This window comes from Mycobacterium sp. E3198 (assembly GCF_001667015.1).
GTDB lineage: Bacteria > Actinomycetota > Actinomycetes > Mycobacteriales > Mycobacteriaceae > Mycobacterium.
Genome location: NZ_LZIS01000268.1, coordinates 1 through 23,817, shown reverse-complemented (window position 1 = coordinate 23,817; position 23,817 = coordinate 1). Strand labels below are relative to the sequence as shown.

The following is a 23,817-nucleotide window of genomic DNA, read 5'->3' as shown; positions in this document are numbered from 1 at the left end:
CGGTTCCTTTCGTGTCGTTGGATGGTTGGCGTTAGGCCGGGTCGGTGAACTTGTCCAGCGCATAGGCAATCTCGCCTTCCACCGCCCGGACGGGGTCGGTGCCGTCGACCTCGGCGACCCGCCTCAGGGCGCTGACGGCAGCGAAGGCCACGGCGAGGGCGACCGATTCCCAGCAGTGGACGCAGTCGCCGACTTCAACGGCGATGTGGCGGCAGGCGTCCTCATCGTCGCTGAGGGTGGCCAAGATGAGTCGCCGCGCCAGCGCGGTGTAGTGCCATCCAGCCCGGTCGGTCATTGGGTCCCCGTGCCCACGGCGATAGGTCCACGGCAAAACTTCTCGGCGTCGAGAAGGTTCGACGGCTGCGCGAGGCTGGCCGCCTGCGGGTCCCGTTTCCCACCGCTTCCCAGGCGCCGGGAAAGCGGTCGGATTTTTGTCTCACAATCCGGTTGTCTCACCCCCCTAAAGGGGGGGTGGTGAGATGAGACAACCGCCGGAGGTTGAAACGTAGTGAGACAGTGAGACAACATCATTCGCCAGCCAGCTTGTAGAACGGCCTTTTGTCGGTGCCGATGTTGACCAGGCGGCCCGATTCCAGCAGGTCAGAGAGGGCGCGGTAGAAGGTGGCCTTGGGCATGTCGGCGGCGTCCCGCAGTTCGGCTTTGGTGGCACCGATACCCGCGAATTGTGAGACGAAGGTGGAACGCAGTGAGACGGCGCGGTCGGTCGTCTCACCGGTTGTCTCACTGATTCCCACCGTCGCCGAACCCGTGCCGGGGATCAGGTCCAGCCGCAGGAGATGCCGGTCAAATTCGGGGCCGTCCTTGCGCTTTTCGCGGTCGAGGGTGATGACGGCGCCGTCACGGCTGGCGAAGTAGACGGTGTCGGCGGCGGCCTCAAACGCCGACGACCCGCGCAACGTCTTACCGTCCTTGCCCGCGTGATGCACGCCGAGGACGACGCCCCGACCGCCCGGCGTGGAGGCCAGCAGCCGCACGATGGCGTCCACGACGATGCCGCAATCCTTCGCGGAGTTTTCCTCACCGCCGACCATGCAGCGGGCCAGCGTGTCGAGGATGACGAAGTCGTAGCCGCCCCATTCGATCAGCGCCCGAAGCTGGTTCACATCGCGGGCGTTGGTGAGGTTCACCGCGAACGGCAGAAGGTCCAACTGGCCGTCAGCGATGGTCGTCTGCCAGCCCACCTCCCAGGCGTGCAGACGGCCCTTGAACCCGAAGGCGGCTTCTCCGACGACGTAGAGGACGCGGCGCTGGACGGTGACCCGGTTCAGCCAGCGGCGCCCAGTGGCCACGCTGGCAGCCCAGGCGAGGGCGATGAACGTTTTAGCGCACCCCCACCGGCCATAGAGCAGGGCGAAGGTGCCCAAATCGAGGGTGTCGGCGATCAGGGGTTCAGGATTGGGCAGGTCGCGCAGCGCGGAGCGGGTGAGGACACGGTCGGCGTAGAGGGGCGTCTGGTTGGTGTTGTCGTGCTCGGTGTTGTTGATGACGATGCCGTCGAGGTTGGGCGTGGTCACGTCGCACTCCTGGGGGCGGGCACATCACGCGCGCCGACCGTGTTCCACGCCGACTCGATGGTGCTCGGGATTTCGGAGGGTTCCAGGCCGATCACGGTGGCGATCCGCGACAGTTCGGCGCGGGCGCCCGTCTGGTCGGCGTGGCCGCCCTTGACGAACTCGAAGACGTTGCAGGCCACGGTGAACAGGGTGTGGTTGCGGGTGCCTTCGCGGGCGCGGGCCAGCTCGTTCAGCTCGGCGCGGATGGCGGTGGCGACGTACGCCGGATTGCTGCCGGGTGTTGCGATGGCGCCCGGCGGCGAGCCGGATGAGGTGATCTTGGAAGCGTCACGGTCGCGTGCACGGCGCTTGGCGAACAGCCACTCCATCACGTCGGTGTACTGCCGCATCGGCGCGGCGGCGGCGAGGCAGTGCGGCGGGTACGGAATGCACGCGATGTGCGGGCACGTGATGACCGGGCCGCAGGAGGGGCACCTCACGTCGGGGGCGATGTCCGTGATGTCCACGTAAACGCTGCCGTCGTTGCGGTGGCCGTTAGAATCGTTCACGTCACCCGCTTTCGTGGCGACGAGGGCCAGTGGCCGCCGGGGTGGTGCCCGGCGTGAAGTGGATGGTGGCGGCGGCGTCCTTCGGGGCGCCGTTGCTGTTAAGCGGCTCCATCGACATCACCTGCCGCACGGCGGTGCGCTGGTCGCCGCGCCGGTCACGCGACGCCATTGGTTTCCCCGGCCATCAGCGCATCAATCTCATTGAGGTCGACGCGAATCAACCGCGACCCGCTGCGATATGCGCGGATTTTTCCATCGGCGATCATCTGCCTGATCGTGATGGGATGCACGTCGAGGTAGGCAGCGGCGTCGTTGACGCGGGCGTAGCGGCGGCCCACGGGCTTGCCGTTGACCATGGACAGGCGTGCGACGGATTTGTTTCGGGGCATAACGGCAGTCCTCACGGAAAAAGAGTTGGAACGCACCGTGTTTCAAGTCCCGCCGGACTCTTCCCCAAATCGCTCGGGGGCATCGTTCGTTAGTGAGTTTGTGCGTTCGTTAGTGAGTGCCGTGTTTTAAGAGTCCCGTCGGACTCCACCTGTTAACCGCTGGTGATGCGTAGAGAAAACTGTAGCAAGACTACCTGAAACGGTAAACCGGTAACCGTTACTTGTTTGCAGCAAGTTTGGACAGCAGGGCCGCGATTTCGCGGTCGCGGCCTTGCGCGGCGTGCTGGTAGCGCATCGCTGCGGTGGGTGTGGAGTGCCCGAGGCGGGCCATCAATTCCGCCAGGCTGGCGCCGGTCGCCGCCGCCAACACGGCGCCGCTATGACGCAAATCGTGCCAGCGCAGATCGTCGCGGCCCGCCTTCGCGCGGGCTTTATACCAATGCCGCATCAGCGTGGACGGCTGCAAATGCTGGTCGCCGGAACTGGTGCTGATTTTCTTAGTGCCAGTGTCGCCAGCCGGGAACAACAGCGAATCACGTTTCTTTCCAACATGTTTGGCTAGGTGATCTTCGATGGCGGGAATGATGTGCGGCGGGATGGCCACGTCGCGGATGCCCGCCTCGGATTTAGGGTCGCCCACCTCAAAACGGTATTTGGCGGCGCCTTCCGTGTCGTCGTTTTGTTTGACGCGGACAACGGCCCGCCGGATGCGAATGACTTCGGCGCTCAAATCAATGTCCCCCCTGCGTAATTCGATGGTTTCGCCGAACCGCAACGCGCACCAGGACGCCAACGTGACCATCAGGCGCAACCGCTCGGGCATCGCCTCGGTGAGGGCGGCCAGTTCATCCACGCTGGCGGGTTTGATCTTGTGAACGCGGTTGGTGCGCCCGGCGCCGACGATGCGGCAGGGGTTGGCGTCGATCAGTTCATCGTTGAGCGCCGACGCGAAAATCGTGCGCAGCAGGCTGTACGCGTGCGACCGCAAGGTGGGTTTATCGGCCAGGGTGGCGGCGTGCCACTCCCGCACGTCCGCCGGGGCGATCTTCGCCAACTGTCGGTCACCGAATTCGGGTACCAGGTGGTCGTCCAGCAGGGCTTGGTAGTGGGCGCGGGTGCGGGGTTTGATCGGGCGCCCGGCGACGTGCCGCCCGGCTAGCCAGTTCGTCGCGTAGTCCTCGAAGGTGATTTTGGAATGGGTGGCCACGGCGCCTCGGTCGATCTGGCGGCGCTTGTCGGCGGCCCACGCCTCGGCGTCGGCTTTGCGCGCGAAGGTCTTCCCGGCGAATTCCCGCTTGCCGCTGAGGGTGGTGTAGCGAACCGAGTAACGCCCGGAGCGTTCCTGGCGGATTTGAGCGAAGCCGCGTTTGGCGCGGGTCATCCGGTGGTCTCCTATCTCGGGCAGCAGGGGTGATTTTGCCGCCAATTTTGCCGCCAATAAGACTATATGAGGCTATACGAGACTGTACCAGGCCAGCGCGGTACTGTTCATTGTTTTTCGAGTTCAGAGGCCCTTTACGCTGGCAGAAACAGTATCGCGGTCGCTGCAAAAATCAACTTCAATCCCAGTATCGCGCACCACGTTTGAACTGCGGAAACTTGCGACTTTTGAGGTACCGCTGCCGATATGCTGCCAACCATGACGGCCAGGTACCTGTGACCGCGCTTAGCTGAGCGGCCCATGGAGCCACTACCCCGGCTCGGCCGATGTGATCGTATGGGCCCATCGGACTCCGTCGTCTCCCGCATTCTTGGGAATCCAGACTGGCCATCTTTCGTCGTTCTGGAAGTATGAGTGCTATGACGTCGAGTTCTGCCAGCCCGGACGACGAGATAACCATTACGGCGGCGTGGCCATCGGCCGCGAATTCTGGTGCTCGGGTATCCAACATCCACGCGTACCAGTGGGACAAAGATCGCCTTGGTATCTATCTGATGGTGGGCCATGTCGGCTTACCGGTTTGGGTGGCACCTGGTGACCGGGAGCGGTGGGAGCAGGAGCATCCCGACAATAGGGTCCCCGTCGACGTGCTGGGGGCGTTCTACATGAACAGAGCTGACGCGACCGCTCTCTGCATAGGCTTGGCTCGCCACCTGGGTTTCGCTATAGGGGAGGTTTCGCCCGATGCCGCCCGTTGACTTGGCCGAACTTACATCGGGTGCCGCCGACGTACGCGCAACACCCAGCTCACATGGCTGGTATCGGCTGGCGCTTCCCTCGATAGACCGTAACGTGTTGGCCCAGTCGCCGAATGCGCAGCTCGTGCCTGGGGAATTCGGCAACATTCGACTGATTGTTGGGACGGTGCTCTCTTGGCCGAGTCCGGTCGACTACGTCGGCAACGCGAGGCGGCGAATCGCCGAACTAAGGAACGCGCCGCCGCCGTGGGGCGACGATTCACCCTCGGCGACGGTAGTCGGATCGAAAACCCCTCACGGTAACGAGATTTCGGTCAGCGTGGAGCCGGAACCCGTTGTCGTCATATCGCCGGATGCCGAAGCGGCCACCATTGCCGTCTTCGAACAATTTGCACTGCAGCCGCCATCTTCAAAGGTCGCTATTTTCCCCAAAGAGGATGGCGGCCTTCGCCTTCAGACCGTTGGTGACGAGCGCGCAGTCGTTGTTGACATCTCGGCGACCGGTACCGAATTCTCGGGCGAGTACGCCGGTGACGACGTGTACCACTCCGAGACCTTCCGGAACGCTGACAACGCGGCGCAGTTCATCATCCATTCGACGCGATGACTGAACCTGTCAGCTTCCCCGCGCTTGAGTCGTGCGAGGAGCTGCTCACCGACCCAGCCGAATGGTATTACAGGCAAATACACCCGCAGTCGGTCAATGAGGGCATTGTCGACATCCGCGCGTTCACACCGAGTTCTTCCGACGACCGCAAGGTAAGCGGAGCCCGCGGCTCGAAACAAGACGCCAGGGGTGCCTACGAGGAGCACCGCCGCGACTATCCCCACCGCGAGACAGCCGGGACCTGGGGTGTGACTCTCGCGCAGGTGCTCAAGGCCAAGGGGCGCCTGGTCGATGATTCTGAATGTCCGGTACCAGCCCCTCTTACACGCTGGCCGACCGGTCATTGCTACCTAGATCAACGCATCGATGACAGGACTACCCGGAACAAGCTGCGTTTGACCCTCGCGGCAGATGCGACGAGAAACGTCTGCCAATACCCGGCACCTGACGACGAACAAGAGCCGTCGGGGTCCCAAACGACCTCAGGGGTCTAGGGTTTGGGACTGCTCGGCGCGGCGGCCAGGTGGGCCGATTCGCCACGGCGAAACTTCGTCGACGCCGAAAGGTTGCAACGGCGGCCGATGAAATCTCGGCGGCGATCGTGGCGACCTTCGGCTGGTACAGCTCGGCGCCGACCGCGAGCATATGGGCGAATAGCTGGCGGAATGCCGCACATGGCGAAGTGTGGCAACCGCTGGCCGCCAGCGCGCAGGGGCGACTGCGGCCCCGGTGCCGATGAACGAAGACAAACGCCACCGAAGTCGAAAGCCTGCCCGTGAAGCGTCGATCGCGCGAGCACCGCTGACGGTGCGTTGTCGGTGGCCAGGGGTAGCGTCGAAAAGGCCCTTTTCGTTCGCCCTGCACGGGTCGGTGGCGTCCGCACGGGCTTAGCTAATCGAGTTGACGGCGGGCACCCCGCCGGGTGCAGGAAGAGGATTTGAGTGGCGACCGGAGCCAACGACAAATACTGGAAGGACGCGCGCCTCCCCGGCGTGCTCAAGCACAGCCTGTTGAGGCGGTACCTGCCTGTGTTCCTGATCAGGACGTCATCGATCGCCGGTAAGGCGGCATACTTCGACGGATTCGCGGGTCGCGGCGTCTACGAGGACGGGAAACTCGGTTCGGCCGGCGAAATGCTCGAGTTCGCGGCCGGCCGGCAGTACGGTCCGGCTGCGACGCCGGTTTCGTTGTATCTGTGCGAGAAGGATAAAGAGTCGTTCGCTGCGCTGGATGAGTTGTGCGACAAATACCGGGCAAAGCACATCGATGTGCAAACTCGCCGCGACGACGCGAGCAACTATCTGGGGGAAAGTCTTCCGACGTTCTCGGCGTTGCCGGCGTTCCTGTTTCTGGATCCCTGTGGCGTCGGCATACCCTTCGACGACCTCGTCGCGGCGTTGAACCGTGGAGGTGCCAAGCCGTGGCCGCCGACGGAGGCGCTGATCAATTTCAGCCTGGAAGCGGTTCGGCGGATCGGCGGCCACGTCACCTCGGAGACACCGAGCGAGAAGACAATGAAGACCCTGGACATCAGCCTCGGCGGCGACTGGTGGCGAGCATACTTCGCCAACGGTGTCACCGACGATGCCGTAAACGGCGTGGTGCAGGAATTCGCCAGAAGGCTGGCTAACGCAACGCGAACCACGCTGATCGGCGTCCCGGTCCAGCGTGCACCGACACATAAACCCATCTACCACCTGATCTTCGCGACACGTCACCCGGCCGGCGTCTGGCACTTCGCCCACTGCACCGCGAAGGCGATCGAAGACTGGTGGGCGCAGGTCCGTGCCGAGCAAGAGCAGGAGGCTGGCCCCGGCCTGTTCGAAGTAAATCCGCATATCGAAGACGTTGAGCGCGAGTCGATTCCGGTTATCACCGAAAACATTCGGAAGCTTGTGGCCAAGAATGGCGAAGTTCGCCTCGGCGACTACCCGGTCGAGGTCTTCGGTAAATACCTCGGTCGGGTGCGTGAATCCGCCGCGCGGAAGGCGGTCAAAGAGCTCTACAGATCCGGCGAGACACCGAGCAACGGCGTAGGCGGCAAGGTGGAGAACTTGCGAGTGGCCCCGAATCAGACGGCAAGCTGACGGACGGGCATCTCGTCCCAGAGCTGCCCATCTAGTTCTCTGCCGAGGGTTTTCGGTGTTCGGCCGCCCCATTGTTTGAAGAAGAACGCGACGCCGGCGTCTTGGCAGTCGTCGCGGATTCCACGGACCCAGTTGATGTCGACCGGCCGGTAGTTGGGTCCGGATTCGCCGCCGGCAATGACCCAATGGATTCCGTTGAGGTCCAAGCCGTCAAGTGGTCCGAGCAGCGGTTCGCACGATAGGAATCGGACCGCGGCCGGCACGGCGCGTAGGTGGTCGACTCGTAGGAGCGCCGCTGCGTTCTCCACCGACACTCCCATCCAAAGGTTCTGTGGCCAGTCAAGTTTGTCGGCGACTCGGCGTAGCCGCAAACTGCGCTTGGTCAGCACCTGGTAGGTGTGATGTGGGGTGTCGCGGCATACGTCAAAGACGTCGCGGATGAAATCGAGCGGCACCCTGGCGTGGAACAGGTCGCTCATCGAGTTCACGAACACCGTCCGCGGATTGCGCCACCGATGAGGCTCGTCGAGCGCCTGGGGATGGATGGTGACGTCGAAGCCGGGGCCGGAAGTCCTTGGGTCGCCGTCGTTTTGGTACTTCGCCGATCCCATGGCTTTTAGGCGCTTGGCAAGCGTCATCGCGTAACAGTGCTCGCAGCCAGCGGACACCCGGTCACAGCCGGTAACGGGATTCCACGTCGCTTCGGTCCATTCGATCGCTGACCTATCGGCCACTTCAAGCCCCCTTTGCTATTCGAACATACGTTCGATTATGCTGAACGGTACTTGATTGAACCGTAAATTACAAGCCTGTAATTCCAGCTCAAGCTGGATTTCGTGTCGAAGCCCCAACTTAGCCTGTGGCCGGACGAAGCCGTTGGCCGCTGCTTCGGTCCGCCCGCCCAAGCCCTCCAGTGTGCCGCCCATGGCCGCGCCCGTCTGTGGCGTCTCGGGCGCCAGCGTCGTAAACGGCCATCATGCGCGTTCCGCCGTGACGATTCGGTCATCCGGCAACACGCACACACCGCCCTTAAACGGCACCCGCGGCCGGGCCGCCGACGGATCCCACTTGCGGTCGCGCTCCCACAGCGCAACCTCAATAGCCCCGAATGTGCCACCACTGTCCCGCCCGCCTCGAACCCATCGAGCTGATGCCGTACCAGAGGGTAGAACCCCTGGGAGTGGTCGTCGTCGACCCACGACACCCGCCGCTCGCGACGGTCGAAACACGGCGACCTCACCACGGCAGCAGTACTTTTCACGCTTGGACAATCTCTATCTTCGCGCGGCAAACCGGCTAGCAAACGTGTTCTCGGGTGTTTACGGACCGGAGGGGCCTCGCCCTGAGTCATATTGGCCCACGGCAGGCCGGACGTCATTCCGGAATGTCGAGACCGTTGCTGGTCAGCCAATCGTCCCATTCTGACACCGCTGCGTCAGCGATCGCTAACGCGCTGCGGTGCGTGCCGTCGATGTCGATCACGAAGTGAGCCGGCCCCAGCGTCGCCGGGAATGTGAAGGGCAACGTCGTACCTTGGTCGTGGCCTACGATTTCCGCGGGTGGATCGTCGCGCGGCCGGAGTTCGAAGTGTTTCGCCGCGTTCGCGACGTCAGCGCAGGCCTGGATGGCCCACGACGTGCCCTTGCGGCCCTTGACGCTGAAAAGAAGCAGTACCTCGCTCCTGGCAGGCTCATCGACCACCTTCGACTCGTTGATCCAGTCGCGGAAGTGCAGCACGTCGTAACAGAAGTGGTAGAGCGCATCGAGGCGAGTGTCTTTGTCGCCTGCGTTGCTCTTCACCAGTGCGTAGGAGCGTTTCATTCTGCGGTACTGGTCTTCCCAAGTCTCCCCGAGCATCATGCAACCTTTCTCATCGCTCTACGCGTCCGCTGCAGAACGCGGCAATCCCCGTTGACAGTTAGGACATCAGCAAGCTAGCCACCCCTTTTGTGCCGTCGAGATACACCGCCATCGCCCGCCAGGTCTCGATCGGTACTCGCGGCATTCGCAGATAACCTCTGAGCCACAACCGCGCGAGAGCCACCGATCGGCCGGCGTACGGGTTGCGCTCGCCAAGGTCGGCGAGTAAGCCCTTGTACAGCGCCCGCGTCGCCTCGATCCTCACCCTTCGCAGTCTGCCGTCGTGGAACCCGAAGCACGGTATTCCGGGGATGCGTTGTCGAGCTTCTCGATAATCTCAAGCTCCTTGAGCAGGCGCATTCGCTTGTCGGTCGCTTCGCGGCGGGAAGTAGACACAACGATCAGCGCAACGACGATTACGCCGATGGCTGAAATCACGGTGGCAGTCATAGTTGGCACTTTACGAAGAGCACGAGTGGGATCATGGGCACGCAACGCCCGAAACCATCGGCGTCGAGCTCATCGCCATATCGCACCGGAGACGAACACTGACCACCACCGACCAGAAACCAGTACAGAGGTGGAGACGCCCGCTCGGATGGATACCACTCCGGTGGATGCGGCATGAGCACTTCTACCGTGACCTGTTCGTCAACGTCCTCGCAACCGGCGTCGTCGCGATCATCGGCTACATCTACGCCATCGGAGCCGGTTACGTTCGATCCCCCAGCGGCTCACAAACATTGCACGGCGTCTGGCACGTCATCGTCGGTCTGACGATCGCCGCTTCGGTGCTGTGGGTGTTCTTTTTCGTCCCGTTCCGTGACCCCGACGGTTACGCTCACTGCCGTCGCCCGGTGCTCTGGGCCTGGAGGGCAGCATGGGTGCTCGTCATCGTCTTCGACGTCTACCTGGCGCTGCACTACTTCAGCGGCATGTTTGACGAATGGTGGCCGTTCACCAAACCCGACTGGCAGTAGCCTTCACCAGTCCTCGGAGCCATCCTCGCGGGTCGCGCGGTGGTACCCGGCGGGCGCTGGAAAACTGCTCGAATAGCGCCTATGCGCTTGCGTTGCAGTTGACTACCGCGTATCGGCCTGTCGCTGTCTTCTGGTCACGAACTTGCCCGTTGACGCTGATCTGGCATGACACGTGCAGCCCGGTCGTCTGTGCCCCCAGCCCGATGATCGGGAATGTTGCCTGGTTGTCGAACGACAAGCTCCAAGGAGCGCCCACATTGGTGATTTGCTTCTCGTCGTTCATGCCGTCGAAATAGGTGACGGTCGAAAGGGCGGCATCGGAGTCCACCTCGTAGGTGATCGACGCCGCAGCTTTCGTGGGCGCTGTCGTCAATGACGGCATAGCCGGGGCCGCCGGGGCGCTGTACGCAGGCGGCGTAGGTGCCGATGCCCTCGACGTCCTGGAGCTATCATGACCGAACCCGGCCGCGACAACCATGAGGGCCCCGCAGCCACCGAAGAACAGCAACACCACGGCGAGCACGACCCACGGCCACACCGGCCGTTTCCGCGGCGGCAGCGGCAGGGGCGCCGACTGTGCAACTGTCCACCGATATCCATCCCAGTACCGCGTCCCAGGTTCTCCGGATGGGTTCGGATACCACCCCGGCGGAATGGGCTGCGTCATGACCCATAGACGTTACGCGAGGCTGCCTCGTGAGCATGGTCCTTTTCAGCGCCCTACCGATCCTCGGATGGGAGACGCCGCTATCGATTGCTCGTCTACCCGCCGCAGCCGCCAACCGCATGTTTCACGACCAGTGATTCGGCTCCCAGTTCGACACCACCAGCTCGAGAGATCAAGCCGCTTAGAGACAGCCTCGGTTTGATTGACCTCAAAGCTGTCCCGACGGCCCCACGGCAGCCCGACGTTCAGCACAGCCGTCAGCAAATGTGTGATCACTGGCTCAATCCCAGTATCGCGCACCAGAGTTCGTGCATACATGCTTCTTGAGCACCATTACCAACCCCACTCGTCCTCGTCGAGGACATCGACGGTCAGATCGTTGTCGGCGGGCCCTTTCGTCCCGTAGAGGAAGGTGAGCAGGGTGCGGTCCCCGTCTAGGGGCTCGGTCGCTACGACGGTGGCGTGCCCGATTTTCATGCGGACCCTGTCGCCGGGCTTCAGTTCGTCGACACGTCGCAGCGGCACACCCACCAGTCAACGCCAGTGAAGCGCGGATCGTGCGAGTTCCTGCCAGGTGGCGCCAGCCTGTGTCACCCGGCCGCCGGCGGCCGTGGCATTACCGTCAGCCGGGTCCCGTAACGCGGTATGACGCCCGAGGCCCGCGTTAACGTGCCCGCGGGCATGCCGGGTACGCCGGGCATACCGGCCCCGACCGCCTCTTCGGTTCCCGGGAGCGTGGTCAGGCCGGTGCCCGACAAGGCGGAGATATGGCTGACCGCCGGGGTGGCCCAGCTCGCCGGCACCGACATCGGCCCGATCGACTTGGCCCCGGTCAGCGCCGCGGACACCGCACCCCCGCCGCCGCTGAACGCGCTTGGGCTCACGCTCCCTCGCAGCATGACAGGAATTGGTTGAGTCAAGCCACCGATGATGTTGTCTGCGTCGATGGCGTCTTTGCCCACAAAACCGGCGATGTTGAGGGCGGTCGGTAGCTGGAACACGCCACTCGAGGCCAGGTCGCCCCAGATGTTCGCATCGGGCCCGATCAGGTCGCCAAGCTGGCTCCCCGGCGCCAGGCTGGCGATCGCCTGCACAAAGTTCGCCCATATGTTCTGGAGCGATTGACCGATCGGCCCGGCTGCGAGTCCTTGCAGTGCGGTGGCCCGGGCGACGGCGTCGGCCTGGGCGGCCGCGCCGGCCGGATTGGTGGTCTGGTTCGGCTGGACAAACGGCGCCAACGCCGCCGCGGCGGCGGAGGCGCTGGAGTAGCCGTACATCGCGGCGGCGTCCTGGGCCCACATCTCGGTGTACTGCGCCTCGGTCGCCGCGATCGCCGCGGTGTTCTGGCCGAAGAAGTTCGTCGCGATCAGTGACGCGAGCTGGGCGCGGTTGGCTGCGATCACCGGTGGGGGCACCGTCATCGCGAAAGCCTGCTCGAAGGCCGCCGCGGCGGCCCTGGCCTGCATGGCCGTCTGCTTGGTCTGCTCGGCGGTCGTATACAGCCAGCCGATGTAGGGGGCCGCGGTGGCGGTCATCGACTCCGCGGCGGGGCCGCGCCAGTTCAAGGTGCTCAGGCCGGACACCACCGATTGGTAGGTATCGGCCGTAGTGGTCAATTCTGCGGCCAGGGAATCCCAGCCGCCCGCGGCGGCCATCAGCGAGCCCGACCCCGGGCCGGTGTACATTCGGGCGGAGTTGATCTCCGGGGGCAAAATCGCGAAATCCATTGTGTCACATCTCCTTAACTTGGCTTCGTGGGCAAACCCCCCTTGCATTGACGGCGGCAGCGCGCCGGGCGATATGGGACAGATTTGTTACAGCGGTCGGTCCGGGGTTTCCCGGGCGCCGATGGCTTGGTTGAGTTCTGGGCGGACCACGCGCGCTGGACATGTCCGGCCACCTTTGATTGCGCTGTCCCGAAAACTGGCGACCGCGAATCCGGCGCAGTTTGCGGCTTCGGTGACTATCTTGTGTAGACCCTATGAATCTCGATTGAAAAAAGATACTGCCGAGCCGCTAAGACGACCGGATCCGATTTAGGTCACGGGCCGTCGAGTAGCGCAGCGACCTCCAGGTCTCGCTACGGGTTCTCCTGAATCACGCACTGCACGATCGCGTCGGCGGTGCGCTGATCGAATCCCATCCCCGCCACCTTCTGCCCTTCCGCGGCGGGGGTAGCACCCGACTTGAGATCCTGCTGGATGAGCCCGACCCGGTTCATGTTCATCGGGTCCGGCTCGGTCAGCGGGAGCTGCGTGATGTTTGCCACGCACCGCCGGTAGCCACTGAGGTCCGCGTGCGCGGCTGGAGCACCGAACAGCAGCATCATCGGGGCGATGACCAAGGCGGCGACGGCCGCGACACAGCTGAGACGCATGCTCGAATACTATCGCCGAACATGTCGGAGGCAAAGCATCTTTCATAATCTCCGCGCCATGGAATGCGGCGCCGCGCGGGGCAACCCGCTACCTGAATTGCGTTGTGGCGCACGGTTTTTCCGGTCCGCCGGCGGCGGCACGCGCCCGCACACGTTCACGCGCGGTCGGCCGTCATGTACTCCTCGATCCAGCCCTGGCACGCCCCGCTGGAGATGTCGGCGTGCATGACGCCGGACAGCGACCCGTTGGCCTGCGGCGTGTAGCGCACCACGGCGTGGGCGGGATTCCACTGGATGCTGGTGTCGGGCATCATGCAGTCCCACTGGAAGTCGCTCTCCTGCTTCCACGACGACCCATCCCAGGTGAATTGCACCGGTTGCGGAACCGTCGGGTTGGTCGGAGGCGGGCCGCTGACGATCGTGGCGACGCACTTTCCGTTCGAGCAGCTCGAGCTGAACCCATAGGTCACGGTGTGCTGCACCTCGGGGTCGCCGACGGCCATGCTGGTTCCGGACTTCGGCGCGACCATGAACGTGACCGCGTACTGACCATTCCACGAGGGGTTGTCGGCCGCGCCATTCGGTGCGGCCAAGAGGGCGATCGCGAGCGGCGCGGCGCACAAACCAGCGAATTTGCTCAGACTATTTGGGGCCATCGGTTTCTCCTCCGAGTCCGCGACAACTCTGGGACGGAAGCTCTAGCTTCTCCGAGGTATACCCGATCGGGAATTCTATTCCGCACATCACCGGGGCAAACATAAGCAATTCGCACCCGGCGGGCGTCAGCCGGCTCGGGCGGCGTCCTCCAGCAGATCGGCGGCGCGCGCGGCGCTGTCGGCGGACGTGGTCATCCGGGCCGCCACCTCGCGGGCGCGCGTGACGTACTCCGGCGCGAGGATGCGGCACAGATCCGCGACCAACGACTCCTCAGTGGTGGCCAAAAACTGGCGACCGGCGCCGGCCTTCAGCCGCTCGAGGCCGGCCGCCCAGACCGGCTGGTCAAGCCAGAGCCACAGGGCCAGCGCGGGGATTCCGGCCCGCAGCCCCGCGGCCGTGCTCCCGGCGCCGCCGTGGTGCACCACCGCGCGGCAGGCCGGCAGGACGGCCGCGTCGTTCACCGCCTCCACCACCTTGACGTGCTCGAAAAGCGGGGCATCGGTGAGGTCGTTGGGGCCGCTGCACATCAGCGCCCGCTCCCCCAGCTGCGCGCAGGCCGCAGCGAGCACGGTGAGCAGGTCGGCCGCGGACGAGATCGGCGTGCTGCCCAGGCCGAAACAGATCGGCGGCGTGCCGTCCGCGATCCAGGTCAGGACCTCGTCGTCGGCGTCGGTCGGCGACTCGAGCGTCAGCGCGCCGACGAAGGGCCGCCGGCCGCCGGGTTCCACCCAGTCGGCGGCCGGTCCGGGCAGGCACAGCTCGTCGTACGCCTGGATTTCCAGTGGGGTGCCGGCGGGAGACTCCGGCAGGCCGAGCGCCCGACGCTGGGCCGCTGCGACGTCCTTCGTCAGCCCCGAATACAGCGCCCCGGTGGAGAACACGCGAGCCGGGAAGAAGTGCAGCGCAGCCGACGAAATGCCGCGGTGCTCCGCGACGGCGCCGGCAACCTCCTGCTCGTTGATGCCCGCCACCAGCAGGTCGGCGCCCTCGGCCAGCGCCGTGAGCGTCGCGGCCTTCTCCGCCCAGACCCGCGTGAGATGCTCCACGACCGCGGGCAGCGCGCCGATCGGGTTCGCAGCCCCAACGACGACTTGCGCCGCCGCGTCCATTTGCTCCCGCGTGTCCGCTCCGTAGGCGACCGCGGTAAGCCCGGCCGCCTCGACGAAAGCCATCTTGTCGGGCGAGACCGCCATCCGTACGTCGTGGCCCCGGCGCAGTAGCTCCCGGCCGACGGCGGCGCAGGGCTCGACGTCGCCCCGACTCCCGTAGCCGGCCAGCACGAACTTCATCGGCGGAACCGTAGCACTGAAGTCGTTGCAGCACAGCGCTACCCGACGCCGGCTTGAGCGACACCGCTCCCGGAGGGCATATTAGGCGGTATGCATGTGATCAGTGGAGCCCGCGACCCGGCGGCGAGTTTCCCCCTCGAAACGGTGACCGACGATGCGCACGAGCGTCGGCAGGCCAACCGCGCCGTGGCAGTCAGCGCCGTCGGCCTGACCCTGACCGGCCTCGTCGAGTTGGCCATCGCGCTGCTGTCCGGATCGGTGGCGCTGCTCGGCGACGCGCTGCACAACCTGTCCGACGTGTCGACCAGCGCCCTGGTGTTCGTGGGTTTCCGGGCGTCCCGCAAGGTTCCCACCGAGCGCTACCCGTACGGCTACGAACGCGCCGAGGACCTCGCCGGGATCGGTGTGGCGCTGGTGATCTGGGGCAGCGCCCTGGTCGCCGGTTATGAAAGCGTCACCAAGCTGCTGCGGCACGGCGGCACCGGGCACCTGGGCTGGGGCATCGCCGCCGCGGCGGTCGGCATCGCGGGCAATCAGCTGGTGGCCCGCTACAAACTGGTGGTCGGCCGGCGGATCCGCTCGGCGACGATGGTGGCCGACGCCAAGCATTCCTGGCTGGACGCCTTGTCCTCGGCGGGGGCGATGCTGGGCCTGATCGGCGTGGCGCTCGGCTGGGCGTGGGCGGACGCGGTCGCCGGAATCGTCGTGACCGCGTTCATCTGCCACGTGGGCTGGGAGGTCACCGCCGACATCGCGCACCGCCTGCTCGACGGCGTCGACCCCGAGATCATCACCACGGCCGAAACGGCGGCCGCCGCGGTTCCCGGTGTGCTGCACGCGCACGCCCGCGCGCGCTGGACGGGGCGAACCCTACGGGTCGAGGTGGAGGGCTTCGTCGACCCGAAGACCCCGCTCGCAGAAGCCGATCGGATCGGTCGCAGCGTGGCGGCCGCGCTTTCGCCACAGATCCCCGAGATGCACAGCTTCGCCTGGAGTGCGCGCGCGGCGACTCAGTGAAACGATTCGACGACCTCGATCAGCTCGTCGGGCGCTTCCCAATTCAGTAGGTGCCCTGCGCCGGGCACGCTGACCAGCCGCGCGCCGGGGACGCCGTCGGCGAGGCGGCGCGAATGGCTTTGCGGCGTAGTCCGATCCGCGGTGCCGACCATGACCACGGTCGGCACGCGGATCTCGACGAGCCGTGGGTATCGATCCTCCCGCGAGAAGGCCCGCACGATGGGGAGCAGGGGCCCGTGCTCGTCCAGATGCTGGTTGAACGCCTCCATGAACACCTCGACCATCACCGGCGACGGTCGCGCGCCGCACTGCGCGGCACCGAACAGCGCCGCAACGGTCCGGTTGCGCATGAGCAGCTGCGGGATGCCGAGCTGCAGCAGCGGGATCTGCAGCCGGTTCTGCGGTGCGCCGTCCAGGATCCGGCCCGCCCACGTCGCGAACAACACCAGCCCGCGCAGCCGCCGCGCCAGGTCGGGGTGGTCGAGCACCGCGCGGATGCTGACGAATCCGCCCATCGAGTGGCCGACGAGCACGCCGTCGCGCACGTCGAAGTGCTCGAGGACCGCGGCGAGGTCCGCCGCCATGGGTTGCGATCCGATTCCGTCGGAGCCGAGCGTGGAGCGCCCGTGGCCGCGCTGGTCGAAGGCGATGACGCGAAACCCGCGCGCCTGCAACTCCTCCCACACCAGGTTCCACTCGAGGACGCGGGCCGTGTAGCCGTGGACGAGGATCACCGGCGGCCCCTGCCCGGCCGCCACAGCGCTGAGCACCGTCCCGTCGGGGCGCTCGATGAAGACCTGCTCACCCTCCGGTTCGGCCGTAAGCCGTTCGCGCGGAACAAGATCCGGGTTGCGCCGCATCCGCGCCGTCACCGTCCGCGCGGCGCCCCAGCCCAGCAATCCGGCCGCGCCGACCGCCGTCACGGCCCTCAGGAGGGCAGCCCGCTCTTGATGGCGGCGTCCTGCTTCTTGGCGAGGTCGAGGACGAAGTCGGCTTGCAGCGGATCGGTTGGCGCGCTTTCGAATTCGATGACCGTGAAGACCTTGCCCTCGGTGAACATCACGATCGCTTTCGACTTCGAGCCGTCCGGCGACGGGCCCACGGCCAGCTGGCCGCCGGTGCCGACGTCGGCGGGTGTCGGGGCGGCCTTGACGCTGAGCTCCTGAATTCCCTTGGCGCTCTGGTCGAGCGCCTGCGACGCCGCGCCGGCGTCGGGATAGACGTAGATGGTGTCGTCGACCTTGCGGGAGGCGCCCTGATTCATGAACACGCCTTCGGTTCCCGCGGGGTTGGACACCGGCAGCGTCTGCGTCAGGGTGAAGGTGTCGCCGGGCACCACGATGTCGGTCGCCTTGATCAGCAGGTTGCTGTAGTCGGACGGCTGGGCGGCGCCGCTGCTCGACGTCGGTGCCGCGGCCGACGACGGCGCGGCGGCGCTCGACGTGGCCGGCGGTGTTTGCCTCGGCGGGCTCGACGACTTCTCGCTGCCACACCCCGTGATGCCGACTACCAGGGCGCTCGCCGCCAGGCCCACCGCCACGACCGATAGCTTCGTCACCATTGGCTCCTTCGGGTGCTCGCCGATATCTCGCGCAACATAGCGGACCGCTCGAGGCCTTGGCTACCCGAGAAAACGTGCGAGACTCCGCACATGACTTCACCCGACGGACAGGCCGCCTCCCCCGCGGAGGTAATGCAGGATCTGATCTTCGCCGCATGGGTTTCCCAGGGCATCACCGCGGTCGCCGACCTTCGCGTCGCGGACGCGCTGGCGGCGGGACCGCTGCCGATCGAGACCTTGGCCGGCAAGGTCGGGGCCGATCCGGATGCGCTGGGCAGGCTACTGCGCGCCCTGATCAGCCGGGGCATCTTCGCGCACCGCGATGACGGACGCTACGAGCTGACCCCGCTGGCCGAGCTGTTGCGCTCCGACGCCCCGGTGTCGATGGCGCCGATGGCGCGCTTCATCGGCGCGCGGCAACACCGCGAGCATTGGAGCCTGTTGACGGAGGCGATCAAAACCGGCACCTCGGTCGTTCCCGGGTTGCGCGGCAAGGACTTTTTCGGCTACTTGGGCGACGAGCCCGAGTTCGGGCAGATCTTCAACGACGCCATGACCGGCCTGTCCGGTTTGTCGATCGGGCCGGTCGTCGAGGCCTACGACTTCAGCCGGTTCGCCACGATCGTCGACGTCGCCGGCGGCCACGGCCGGCTGCTCGGCGCGATCCTGGCATCGGCGCCCGATGCCCAAGGGGTGCTGTACGACCTGCCGGAAGTGATCGCGGGCGCGCCGGCGCTGCTGCAGGAAACCCATGCTGAACGGGTCCGGCTTGCCGAGGGTTCATTTTTCGACAGCGTCCCGACCGGTGCCGATGCCTACATCCTCAAGCACATCATCCACGACTGGGACGACGACGCGTCGGTGCGAATCCTGCGGAACGTGCGGTCGGCCGCGCCCGCCGGCGCCGCGCTGCTGCTCGTCGAGACGGTCATCCCCGAGGACGACAGCCCGTCGATGGCCAAGTGGACGGACATGGAGATGCTGATCGCCAACAATGGCCGCGAACGCACCGCCGGCGAGTACCGCCGCCTGTTCGATGCGGCCGGTTTCGAGATGGTCGGCGTCATCGACACCGCGTCGCGATTCAGCATCATCGAGGGCCGCGCGGTGTAGCCGGGGCTAATTGCCGGTCGCGCCCTCGGGCTTGGGGCCCCGCCCCTCGCCGGTGAGGTACTTGGGGCAGTAGGCCCCGACCGCGATCACCGTGAACTTGGCGGCGCCGTTTCCCGTAAAACCGTTGCGCTGCTGGAGGTTTCCGATGATTTCGTCCTCGGACGCTCCCGTGTCCTCCAACTGGCACAACGTCTTGGCGGCCGAGATCGCCGCGCCCGGATCCTGGTAGGTGATCCCGGCGAATCTGAGCGCCGCGAGGAAGTCGGCGTCGGTCGCGGGGTCGGCGTTGGGGTCCGGGTCGGCGTGCGCCGGCGCGGCCAGGCCGATCGCGGCGACGACGGCCGCCACCCCCCGTAGAAATCTCATGGCGGTGCCATCGTCCCAGACTCCCGCCGCGCCCGCATCCCGGGCAAGCTAGCGGCGCCGGAGCCGCTCGCGCAGCTCGAGATCGTTATCCCACCACAATCCGACTGGGCGGCGGTCTCGCCCGGATCGGCGCGCACGCCGTCGCTCGCGGGGCTCGCGTGTAGATTGGTAAGTAGGCCGTTCGTGTTAGGCCTGCCACCTTGAAGATTATGTCTAGCAGATGAGCAGGTCAGAACCGATTGCGCTGCTCTCGACAGATCAACGTTTCGCCCAAACCCAACCAATTTAAGGACCCCGCCCGATGAATTCATCGGATTTGTTTTCACATCGCTACGAGCCCGAGGCCGTGGCCGAGGCCGGGCGTGACCCGGAACCGGTTCAACTTCCTACTTTTTCGGACCGCCCCGCGAGCGATTCCTCGGCTATGCCGCAGCGCTGAAACGCGGGCCGCACCCTGAGCGAGCCTGCCAGCTAGCGGAAGCCCTTGCGCGTCAGCGCTTCTTGTCGTGCAGTAGGGCCTCGACGGACGAGACATGGCCGGTTTGCGCATCATCAGCGACGGCTACGCCGCCGGGCGGCTCATCCGCAAGGACTCGGGCAGGGCGCCGAGTTGGCGACGCTCCGGGATTTCCCAGATGTCGCCGTCGAGGTCACCGGGCAGCCCGGCCGCGCTGGCGACGAACACCGGCCTGACGCCGAGGGCGGACTGGCGATGAAAGTCGCGGACCGCCGCGAACGCCCACTTGCCCAGCAGACAGATCGCGGTCAAATTGGCGATGGCCATCAGCGCCATCGCGAGATCGGCGAGCGCCCACACCACCGTGAGCTGAGACACCGCGCCCAACACGATCGCCATCAGCGTCACGACTTTCAGAACGTTGATCGCCGCCCGGCGGCCGCCGAGGAAGAACAGGTTGGCCTCGGCGCAGACGTAATTGCTGAGCACCGAGGCGAACGCGAAGACGAAGACGACGGTCGTCATCAGCGCGGTCGTCCACGATCCGAGGCCGACGGCGATCGCCGACTCGGTCAGGGTCGCGCCGGCCACCGGACCGGTGTGCGCCGGATCGTAAACGCCGGGGCCCGACATCAGCACGATGAACGCGGTCGCCGTGCAGATCACCATGGTGTCGACGAACACGGCGAGCGACTGAATCAGCCCCTGCTCCACCGGGTGTGACACCGTCGCGGCGCCCGCGATGTTCGGCGAACTGCCCATGCCCGCCTCGCAGGCGAACAGCCCGCGCTTGACCCCGGTCAGCATGGCCGTCGCGATGCCGCCCGCGAAACCGCCTGCCAGCTGGCGGATTCCGAACGCGCCGCCGACGATCTCCTCGATGACGGCCGGCAGCGCCGTGATGTTGACCGCCACGATCGTCAGCGCCAGCAGCGCATACAGCACCGCGACGACCGGGATGACCAGTTCGGCGACCCTGGCGACCCTGCGCACCCCGCCGAACAGCACCGAGCCGGCCAGCACGGCCAAAGCCGCTGTCGTCCAACCGACGTCGACGCCGTGCGACGACTTCAAGACGCCGCTGATCGCGTTGGTCTCCACCATGTTGAACGCGGTCGAAAACGCAACCACCAGCAGCACGGCGAACATGACGCCGCCCGTCCGCGAGCGCAGGCCGCGCTGGATGTAGAACGCCGGGCCGCCACGGAAGGCGCCGTCGGCGGAGCGGACCTTGAAGATCTGGGCGAGCGTGGCCTCGATCAGCGCCGTCGCCATGCCGACCGCGGCCACCACCCACATCCAGAAGATCGCGCCGGGCCCGCCCACGGTGAGGGCGATCGCGACGCCCGCGATGTTGCCCGTCCCCACCCGCGACGCAAGGCCGACGCAGAAGGCCTGAAAAGAGGAGATCCCACCGTCTTGGCGGTGGGATCTGCGGAGCTGGCGAAGCATCCGGGGAAAGTAGCGGATCTGAATGAATCGGGTGCGCACCGTGAAATAGATGCCGACGCCGAGAAGCAGATAAACGAGGACGTGGCCATTCAGGGCATTGCTCAGCGGGGTGATCAGCTGCGCCTGAACGAAGTCCAAATTGCATCCTTAGCTGGGCCGTTGTTTGCCAGCAGCGTAAGTGCGAAATGTTGACGCCAGGTTTCGTTAACCGAGCGTTCGCGAGCGCGAATGTAAAAACCAATGACGGGGTTAGGCGCCGCCGTCGACCTTCGTGCTGGTGACCGTCAGGGATTGGGGGCAGTACACGTTGGCCGCGATCGCCGTGAACCTGGCGGCGTTATCGCCGTGCAGCCCCGGGTTCTGGGACTGGACGGTCTTGACGACGTCCGCCATTTGCGTCCCCTTGCTCACCGCCTGGCACACCCATCTGCCGGCCCCGATGGCCGGGCCCGGGTCGGGAAAGGTGATGCCCGCCGCGCGCAGCGAGGCGAGGAAGGCGTCGTCGTTGCTGTCGGCCCGCGCCGGACCGGCCACGCCGACCAGGGCGGCAAGGCTCAGCATCGTCAGAAGTAGCGGTTTCACGGCCCACTGATCGTCGCAGAACGGAGGCGGTTCCGCATCCGAAATCGTCGTCAACCCCCGGTTGACACGTCGCAGATCGTCAACCTAGTGTTGACGGTATGTCCGAACCGACGCCCATTACCTACCCCGTTCGCCTCGACGAGCTGATCAACGCGATCAAACGGGTCCACCCGGACGTGCTGGACCAGCTCGCCGACGCGGTGCTGGCCGCCGAGCACCTGGGCGAGATCGCCGACCACCTGATCGGGCACTTCGTCGATCAGGCCCGCCGCTCGGGCGCGTCGTGGACCGACATCGGCAAGAGCATGGGCGTCACCAAACAGGCCGCCCAGAAGCGGTTCGTCCCCCGCGCCGAGGCCACCACGCTGGACCCCGAGCAGGGCTTCGGGCGCTTCACGCCGCGGGCCCGCAATGCCGTGGTGGCCGCCCAGAACGCCGCGCACCAGGCCGGCAACGCCGAGATCACCCCGGACCACCTGCTGCTCGGCGTGCTCAGCGACCCGGCCGCGCTGGCGACGGTGTTGCTGCACCGGCAGAAGGTCGACGCCGAGACGATTCGCGCCGCCGTCACGCTGCCGCCGTCCGCCGGCGAGCCCCCCGAGCTCATCCCGTTCAGCGGGCCCGCGCGCAAAGCGCTCGAACTGACCTTCCGTGAGGCACTTCGGCTGGGCCACAACTACATCGGCACCGAACACCTGCTGCTAGCCCTGCTCGAACTCGAGGGCGGGGCCGGGCCGCTGCACCGATCCGGCGTCGACAAGGACCGCGTCGAGGTCGATCTCGTCGCGGCGCTCGAATCGCTGACCGCCGGCAACAACCCCTCCCCTTCGCCGTAGCGCGTGTGCGATCATGCGAGGATGCACCGCTGGCTGATCGCCCTGTCAATCTTGCTGGTTGCGGCCGCGAACATCTCGGCGCCGCGCGCGTGGGCCGGCGACGCGCCGATCGGCCACATCGGTGACACCCTGCGGGTGGACACCGGCACCTACATCGCCGACGTCACCGTCAGCAGCGTGGCCCCCTGCGACCCCCCGCCCGGCTTCGGCTATACGCGCAGCGGGGTGCCGATCAAAAGCTTCCCGGGCAGCACCCCCAACCGCGCGGACGTGACGATTCGCGCGATCCGGGTGCCCAACCCCTACATCATGGCGACCGACTTCAGCTTCGACGGCGTGACGCCGTTCGCCGACGCCTACAAACCGCGGGCCACCGACGCGCCCGACGCGCTGGACAATGTGCTCGTCAACGCGCCGAACGGGGCGGTCGTGCGCGGCGGCGTGTACTGGGACGCCTACCGCGACCCGGTCTCCTCCGTGGTCCTGCTGGACAAGAAGACGGGCTATCACCTCGCGCAGTGGAATCTCTGACGCTCGCGACGGGTGCGGTCGACGCCGGGGAGCTGGCTGCGGTTGCCGCGCAGACCTTTCCGCTGGCCTGTCCCCCCGAGGCGGGTGCGGACAACATCGCCTCGTTCATCGACACCCACCTGTCGGCGCAGCGCTTCGGCGAATACCTGGCCGATCCGGGCCGCGCGATCATCACCGCGGCGCGGGGCGGTCGAATCGTCGGTTACGCCATGCTCGTTCGCGACGCCGCCGACCCCACCACCGCCGAGCTGTCGAAGATCTACGTGCTGGCCGAGCACCATGGCACCGGGGTGGCCGGCGCCCTGATGGACCGCGCGCTGGCCGCCGCCGAAGAGTGGGGAGCCCGCAGCGTGTGGCTGGGCGTCAACCAGGCGAACCAACGCGCACAACGCTTTTACGCCAAGAGCGGCTTCAGGATCAACGGCACCAGGACCTTTCAGGTGGGCGCCCGCACCGAAAACGATTACCTCATGGTTCGCGAGCTCGGGTCAGCGCCACCAGCCGCGACGTGGCCCGCAGATACTTCTTTCGATAGCCGCCCGCCAGCATCTCCGCGCTGAAGACGCTGTCCAGCTTCGCGCCCGAGGCCACCACCGGGATGCCGGCGTCATACAGCCGGTCGGTCAGCGACACCAACCGCAGCGCGACGTTCTGGTCGTCGATGCCGTGCACGCCGGTGATGAACACCGCCGTCACGCCCTCGATCAGCGTCAGATACCGCGACGGGTGCATGGTGGCCAGGTGCGCGCACAGCGCGTCGAAGTCGT

At 66.1% G+C, this 23,817-nt stretch carries 31 protein-coding genes and 1 pseudogene; 9 read left to right on the top strand and 23 right to left on the bottom strand.

The features are described 5' to 3' along the window. Positions 1-31 precede the first annotated feature (31 nt). The 6 genes from A5673_RS27555 to A5673_RS27535 form a co-directional block, all read right to left on the bottom strand. Positions 32-295 carry a hypothetical protein gene (locus tag A5673_RS27555; protein ID WP_068240103.1) on the bottom strand — a complete coding sequence of 88 codons (264 nt, stop codon included), beginning with the start codon at positions 293-295 and terminating at the stop codon, positions 32-34. A gap of 232 nt (positions 296-527) precedes the next feature. Then, complete coding sequence (locus A5673_RS27550) at positions 528-1,535, bottom strand: AAA family ATPase (protein ID WP_068240101.1); 1,008 nt, start codon at positions 1,533-1,535, stop codon at positions 528-530. Beyond that, positions 1,532-2,083 carry a hypothetical protein gene (locus A5673_RS27545; RefSeq protein WP_068240090.1) on the bottom strand — a complete coding sequence of 184 codons (552 nt, stop codon included), beginning with the start codon at positions 2,081-2,083 and terminating at the stop codon, positions 1,532-1,534. The genes A5673_RS27550 and A5673_RS27545 overlap by 4 nt, the downstream gene beginning before the upstream one ends. Position 2,084: 1 nt before the next feature. Beyond that, positions 2,085-2,252, bottom strand: coding sequence for a hypothetical protein (locus tag A5673_RS29395; RefSeq protein WP_156748676.1), 168 nt, complete (start codon positions 2,250-2,252; stop codon positions 2,085-2,087). Next, a complete protein-coding gene (locus tag A5673_RS27540; RefSeq protein WP_231971469.1) occupies positions 2,239-2,472 on the bottom strand; it encodes an excisionase family DNA-binding protein in 234 nt (77 codons plus the stop codon). Before A5673_RS27540 ends, A5673_RS29395 begins: the two co-directional genes overlap by 14 nt. 217 nt (positions 2,473-2,689) lie before the next feature. Further along, entirely contained in the window at positions 2,690-3,853 is a 1,164-nt protein-coding gene (locus A5673_RS27535; RefSeq protein ID WP_068240088.1) for a site-specific integrase, read from the bottom strand. A 744-nt stretch (positions 3,854-4,597) separates the two neighbouring features. Here A5673_RS27535 and A5673_RS29390 point away from each other — a divergent pair. From A5673_RS29390 to tcmP, 3 genes are all read left to right on the top strand, one after another. Further along, positions 4,598-5,218, top strand: coding sequence for a hypothetical protein (locus A5673_RS29390; RefSeq protein ID WP_156748675.1), 621 nt, complete (start codon positions 4,598-4,600; stop codon positions 5,216-5,218). Beyond that, positions 5,215-5,712, top strand: a complete 498-nt coding sequence (locus tag A5673_RS29385) for a hypothetical protein (protein ID WP_156748674.1) — start codon at positions 5,215-5,217, stop codon at positions 5,710-5,712. Before A5673_RS29390 ends, A5673_RS29385 begins: the two co-directional genes overlap by 4 nt. 447 nt (positions 5,713-6,159) lie before the next feature. After that, positions 6,160-7,305, top strand: a complete 1,146-nt coding sequence (gene tcmP / locus A5673_RS27520) for a three-Cys-motif partner protein TcmP (RefSeq protein ID WP_068240082.1) — start codon at positions 6,160-6,162, stop codon at positions 7,303-7,305. Here the strand turns inward: tcmP and A5673_RS27515 are convergent. The 4 genes from A5673_RS27515 to A5673_RS27500 form a co-directional block, all read right to left on the bottom strand. Further along, entirely contained in the window at positions 7,290-8,039 is a 750-nt protein-coding gene (locus tag A5673_RS27515; protein WP_068240081.1) for a DUF5131 family protein, read from the bottom strand. The genes tcmP and A5673_RS27515 overlap by 16 nt on opposite strands. A 640-nt stretch (positions 8,040-8,679) precedes the next feature. Beyond that, positions 8,680-9,165 (bottom strand): hypothetical protein, encoded by a 486-nt coding sequence (locus A5673_RS27510; protein WP_156748673.1) that lies wholly within the window; start codon positions 9,163-9,165, stop codon positions 8,680-8,682. Between the two features lie 58 nt (positions 9,166-9,223). Continuing rightward, on the bottom strand, positions 9,224-9,430 hold the full coding sequence (locus A5673_RS27505; RefSeq protein ID WP_068240077.1) for a hypothetical protein: 207 nt from the start codon (positions 9,428-9,430) through the stop codon (positions 9,224-9,226). Beyond that, entirely contained in the window at positions 9,427-9,615 is a 189-nt protein-coding gene (locus A5673_RS27500; RefSeq protein ID WP_068240073.1) for a hypothetical protein, read from the bottom strand. The genes A5673_RS27505 and A5673_RS27500 overlap by 4 nt, the downstream gene beginning before the upstream one ends. Before the next feature lie 167 nt (positions 9,616-9,782). On the opposite strand from A5673_RS27500, the gene A5673_RS27495 reads away from it, so the two are divergent. Further along, positions 9,783-10,145, top strand: a complete 363-nt coding sequence (locus A5673_RS27495; protein WP_068240072.1) for a hypothetical protein — start codon at positions 9,783-9,785, stop codon at positions 10,143-10,145. 79 nt (positions 10,146-10,224) lie between these two features. Here the strand turns inward: A5673_RS27495 and A5673_RS30300 are convergent, their stop codons facing one another. The 7 genes and pseudogenes from A5673_RS30300 to A5673_RS27465 form a co-directional block, all read right to left on the bottom strand. Further along, the gene (locus tag A5673_RS30300; protein WP_231971468.1) at positions 10,225-10,518 is read right to left on the bottom strand and encodes an MmpS family transport accessory protein; all 294 of its coding nucleotides are present in this window, start codon (positions 10,516-10,518) and stop codon (positions 10,225-10,227) included. Between the two features lie 207 nt (positions 10,519-10,725). Further along, a pseudogene (locus A5673_RS30725) lies at positions 10,726-10,812 on the bottom strand (DUF2510 domain-containing protein); the annotation flags it as partial. A gap of 333 nt (positions 10,813-11,145) precedes the next feature. Next, positions 11,146-11,337 (bottom strand): hypothetical protein, encoded by a 192-nt coding sequence (locus A5673_RS27485; protein ID WP_156748672.1) that lies wholly within the window; start codon positions 11,335-11,337, stop codon positions 11,146-11,148. A gap of 65 nt (positions 11,338-11,402) precedes the next feature. After that, a complete protein-coding gene (locus A5673_RS27480; RefSeq protein WP_068240063.1) occupies positions 11,403-12,539 on the bottom strand; it encodes a PPE family protein in 1,137 nt (378 codons plus the stop codon). 353 nt (positions 12,540-12,892) lie between these two features. After that, a complete protein-coding gene (locus tag A5673_RS27475) occupies positions 12,893-13,189 on the bottom strand; it encodes a hypothetical protein (RefSeq protein WP_068240062.1) in 297 nt (98 codons plus the stop codon). Positions 13,190-13,344: 155 nt separating this feature from the next. Beyond that, a complete protein-coding gene (locus tag A5673_RS27470) occupies positions 13,345-13,845 on the bottom strand; it encodes a hypothetical protein (protein WP_068240055.1) in 501 nt (166 codons plus the stop codon). 126 nt (positions 13,846-13,971) lie between these two features. Then, the gene (locus tag A5673_RS27465) at positions 13,972-15,135 is read right to left on the bottom strand and encodes a glycosyltransferase (protein ID WP_068240054.1); all 1,164 of its coding nucleotides are present in this window, start codon (positions 15,133-15,135) and stop codon (positions 13,972-13,974) included. A 90-nt stretch (positions 15,136-15,225) separates the two neighbouring features. Between A5673_RS27465 and A5673_RS27460 the strand changes: the two genes are divergently transcribed. Beyond that, positions 15,226-16,152, top strand: coding sequence for a cation diffusion facilitator family transporter (locus A5673_RS27460; protein ID WP_068240053.1), 927 nt, complete (start codon positions 15,226-15,228; stop codon positions 16,150-16,152). Here A5673_RS27460 and A5673_RS27455 read toward each other — a convergent pair. After that, the gene (locus A5673_RS27455) at positions 16,146-17,075 is read right to left on the bottom strand and encodes an alpha/beta fold hydrolase (RefSeq protein ID WP_231971467.1); all 930 of its coding nucleotides are present in this window, start codon (positions 17,073-17,075) and stop codon (positions 16,146-16,148) included. The two genes, A5673_RS27460 and A5673_RS27455, sit on opposite strands and share 7 nt — an antisense overlap. 5 nt (positions 17,076-17,080) lie before the next feature. After that, positions 17,081-17,710 carry a hypothetical protein gene (locus tag A5673_RS27450; protein ID WP_231971466.1) on the bottom strand — a complete coding sequence of 210 codons (630 nt, stop codon included), beginning with the start codon at positions 17,708-17,710 and terminating at the stop codon, positions 17,081-17,083. Between the two features lie 93 nt (positions 17,711-17,803). Here A5673_RS27450 and A5673_RS27445 point away from each other — a divergent pair, with 93 nt between their 5' ends. Next, positions 17,804-18,826 (top strand): methyltransferase, encoded by a 1,023-nt coding sequence (locus tag A5673_RS27445; RefSeq protein ID WP_082958995.1) that lies wholly within the window; start codon positions 17,804-17,806, stop codon positions 18,824-18,826. A 6-nt stretch (positions 18,827-18,832) separates the two neighbouring features. Here the strand turns inward: A5673_RS27445 and A5673_RS27440 are convergent, their stop codons facing one another. The 3 genes from A5673_RS27440 to A5673_RS27430 all read right to left on the bottom strand — a co-directional run bounded on the left by A5673_RS27440 (position 18,833) and on the right by A5673_RS27430 (position 21,683). Beyond that, positions 18,833-19,192: a DUF732 domain-containing protein gene (locus A5673_RS27440; protein WP_068240047.1), complete on the bottom strand. Its 360-nt coding sequence runs from the start codon at positions 19,190-19,192 to the stop codon at positions 18,833-18,835. Positions 19,193-19,754: 562 nt separating this feature from the next. Continuing rightward, positions 19,755-21,239 carry a sodium:alanine symporter family protein gene (locus A5673_RS27435; protein WP_068240045.1) on the bottom strand — a complete coding sequence of 495 codons (1,485 nt, stop codon included), beginning with the start codon at positions 21,237-21,239 and terminating at the stop codon, positions 19,755-19,757. A 111-nt stretch (positions 21,240-21,350) separates the two neighbouring features. Further along, positions 21,351-21,683 (bottom strand): DUF732 domain-containing protein, encoded by a 333-nt coding sequence (locus A5673_RS27430; RefSeq protein ID WP_369806533.1) that lies wholly within the window; start codon positions 21,681-21,683, stop codon positions 21,351-21,353. 98 nt (positions 21,684-21,781) lie between these two features. Between A5673_RS27430 and A5673_RS27425 the strand changes: the two genes are divergently transcribed. The 3 genes from A5673_RS27425 to A5673_RS27415 are packed head-to-tail and all read left to right on the top strand — an operon-like array spanning position 21,782 to position 23,610. Next, positions 21,782-22,519 carry a Clp protease N-terminal domain-containing protein gene (locus A5673_RS27425; RefSeq protein WP_068240044.1) on the top strand — a complete coding sequence of 246 codons (738 nt, stop codon included), beginning with the start codon at positions 21,782-21,784 and terminating at the stop codon, positions 22,517-22,519. A gap of 21 nt (positions 22,520-22,540) precedes the next feature. Next, a complete protein-coding gene (locus A5673_RS27420) occupies positions 22,541-23,050 on the top strand; it encodes a hypothetical protein (RefSeq protein WP_068240043.1) in 510 nt (169 codons plus the stop codon). Further along, a complete protein-coding gene (locus A5673_RS27415) occupies positions 23,038-23,610 on the top strand; it encodes an N-acetyltransferase (RefSeq protein ID WP_082958994.1) in 573 nt (190 codons plus the stop codon). Before A5673_RS27420 ends, A5673_RS27415 begins: the two co-directional genes overlap by 13 nt. On the opposite strand, the gene zapE is transcribed toward A5673_RS27415, so the two are convergent. After that, positions 23,519-23,817: AFG1/ZapE family ATPase (gene zapE / locus A5673_RS27410; protein WP_156748671.1), on the bottom strand; the 299-nt coding region annotated here is incomplete at its 5' end. The two genes, A5673_RS27415 and zapE, sit on opposite strands and share 92 nt — an antisense overlap.

Bases quoted from the DNA above. Each gene is read 5' to 3' on its own strand.
- A5673_RS27555 (WP_068240103.1), bottom strand. From the start codon at position 295: ATGACCGACCGGGCTGGATGGCACTACACCGCGCTGGCGCGGCGACTC.
- A5673_RS29395 (WP_156748676.1), bottom strand. From the start codon at position 2,252: ATGGCGTCGCGTGACCGGCGCGGCGACCAGCGCACCGCCGTGCGGCAG.
- A5673_RS27540 (WP_231971469.1), bottom strand. From the start codon at position 2,472: ATGCCCCGAAACAAATCCGTCGCACGCCTGTCCATGGTCAACGGCAAG.
- A5673_RS27535 (WP_068240088.1), bottom strand. From the start codon at position 3,853: ATGACCCGCGCCAAACGCGGCTTCGCTCAAATCCGCCAGGAACGCTCC.
- A5673_RS29390 (WP_156748675.1), top strand. From the start codon at position 4,598: ATGCCGCCCGTTGACTTGGCCGAACTTACATCGGGTGCCGCCGACGTA.
- A5673_RS29385 (WP_156748674.1), top strand. From the start codon at position 5,215: ATGACTGAACCTGTCAGCTTCCCCGCGCTTGAGTCGTGCGAGGAGCTG.
- A5673_RS27510 (WP_156748673.1), bottom strand. From the start codon at position 9,165: ATGATGCTCGGGGAGACTTGGGAAGACCAGTACCGCAGAATGAAACGC.
- A5673_RS27500 (WP_068240073.1), bottom strand. From the start codon at position 9,615: ATGACTGCCACCGTGATTTCAGCCATCGGCGTAATCGTCGTTGCGCTG.
- A5673_RS27495 (WP_068240072.1), top strand. From the start codon at position 9,783: ATGCGGCATGAGCACTTCTACCGTGACCTGTTCGTCAACGTCCTCGCA.
- A5673_RS27480 (WP_068240063.1), bottom strand. From the start codon at position 12,539: ATGGATTTCGCGATTTTGCCCCCGGAGATCAACTCCGCCCGAATGTAC.
- A5673_RS27475 (WP_068240062.1), bottom strand. From the start codon at position 13,189: ATGCGTCTCAGCTGTGTCGCGGCCGTCGCCGCCTTGGTCATCGCCCCG.
- A5673_RS27470 (WP_068240055.1), bottom strand. From the start codon at position 13,845: ATGGCCCCAAATAGTCTGAGCAAATTCGCTGGTTTGTGCGCCGCGCCG.
- A5673_RS27465 (WP_068240054.1), bottom strand. From the start codon at position 15,135: ATGAAGTTCGTGCTGGCCGGCTACGGGAGTCGGGGCGACGTCGAGCCC.
- A5673_RS27460 (WP_068240053.1), top strand. From the start codon at position 15,226: ATGCATGTGATCAGTGGAGCCCGCGACCCGGCGGCGAGTTTCCCCCTC.
- A5673_RS27445 (WP_082958995.1), top strand. From the start codon at position 17,804: ATGACTTCACCCGACGGACAGGCCGCCTCCCCCGCGGAGGTAATGCAG.
- A5673_RS27440 (WP_068240047.1), bottom strand. From the start codon at position 19,192: ATGAGATTTCTACGGGGGGTGGCGGCCGTCGTCGCCGCGATCGGCCTG.
- A5673_RS27425 (WP_068240044.1), top strand. From the start codon at position 21,782: ATGTCCGAACCGACGCCCATTACCTACCCCGTTCGCCTCGACGAGCTG.
- A5673_RS27420 (WP_068240043.1), top strand. From the start codon at position 22,541: ATGCACCGCTGGCTGATCGCCCTGTCAATCTTGCTGGTTGCGGCCGCG.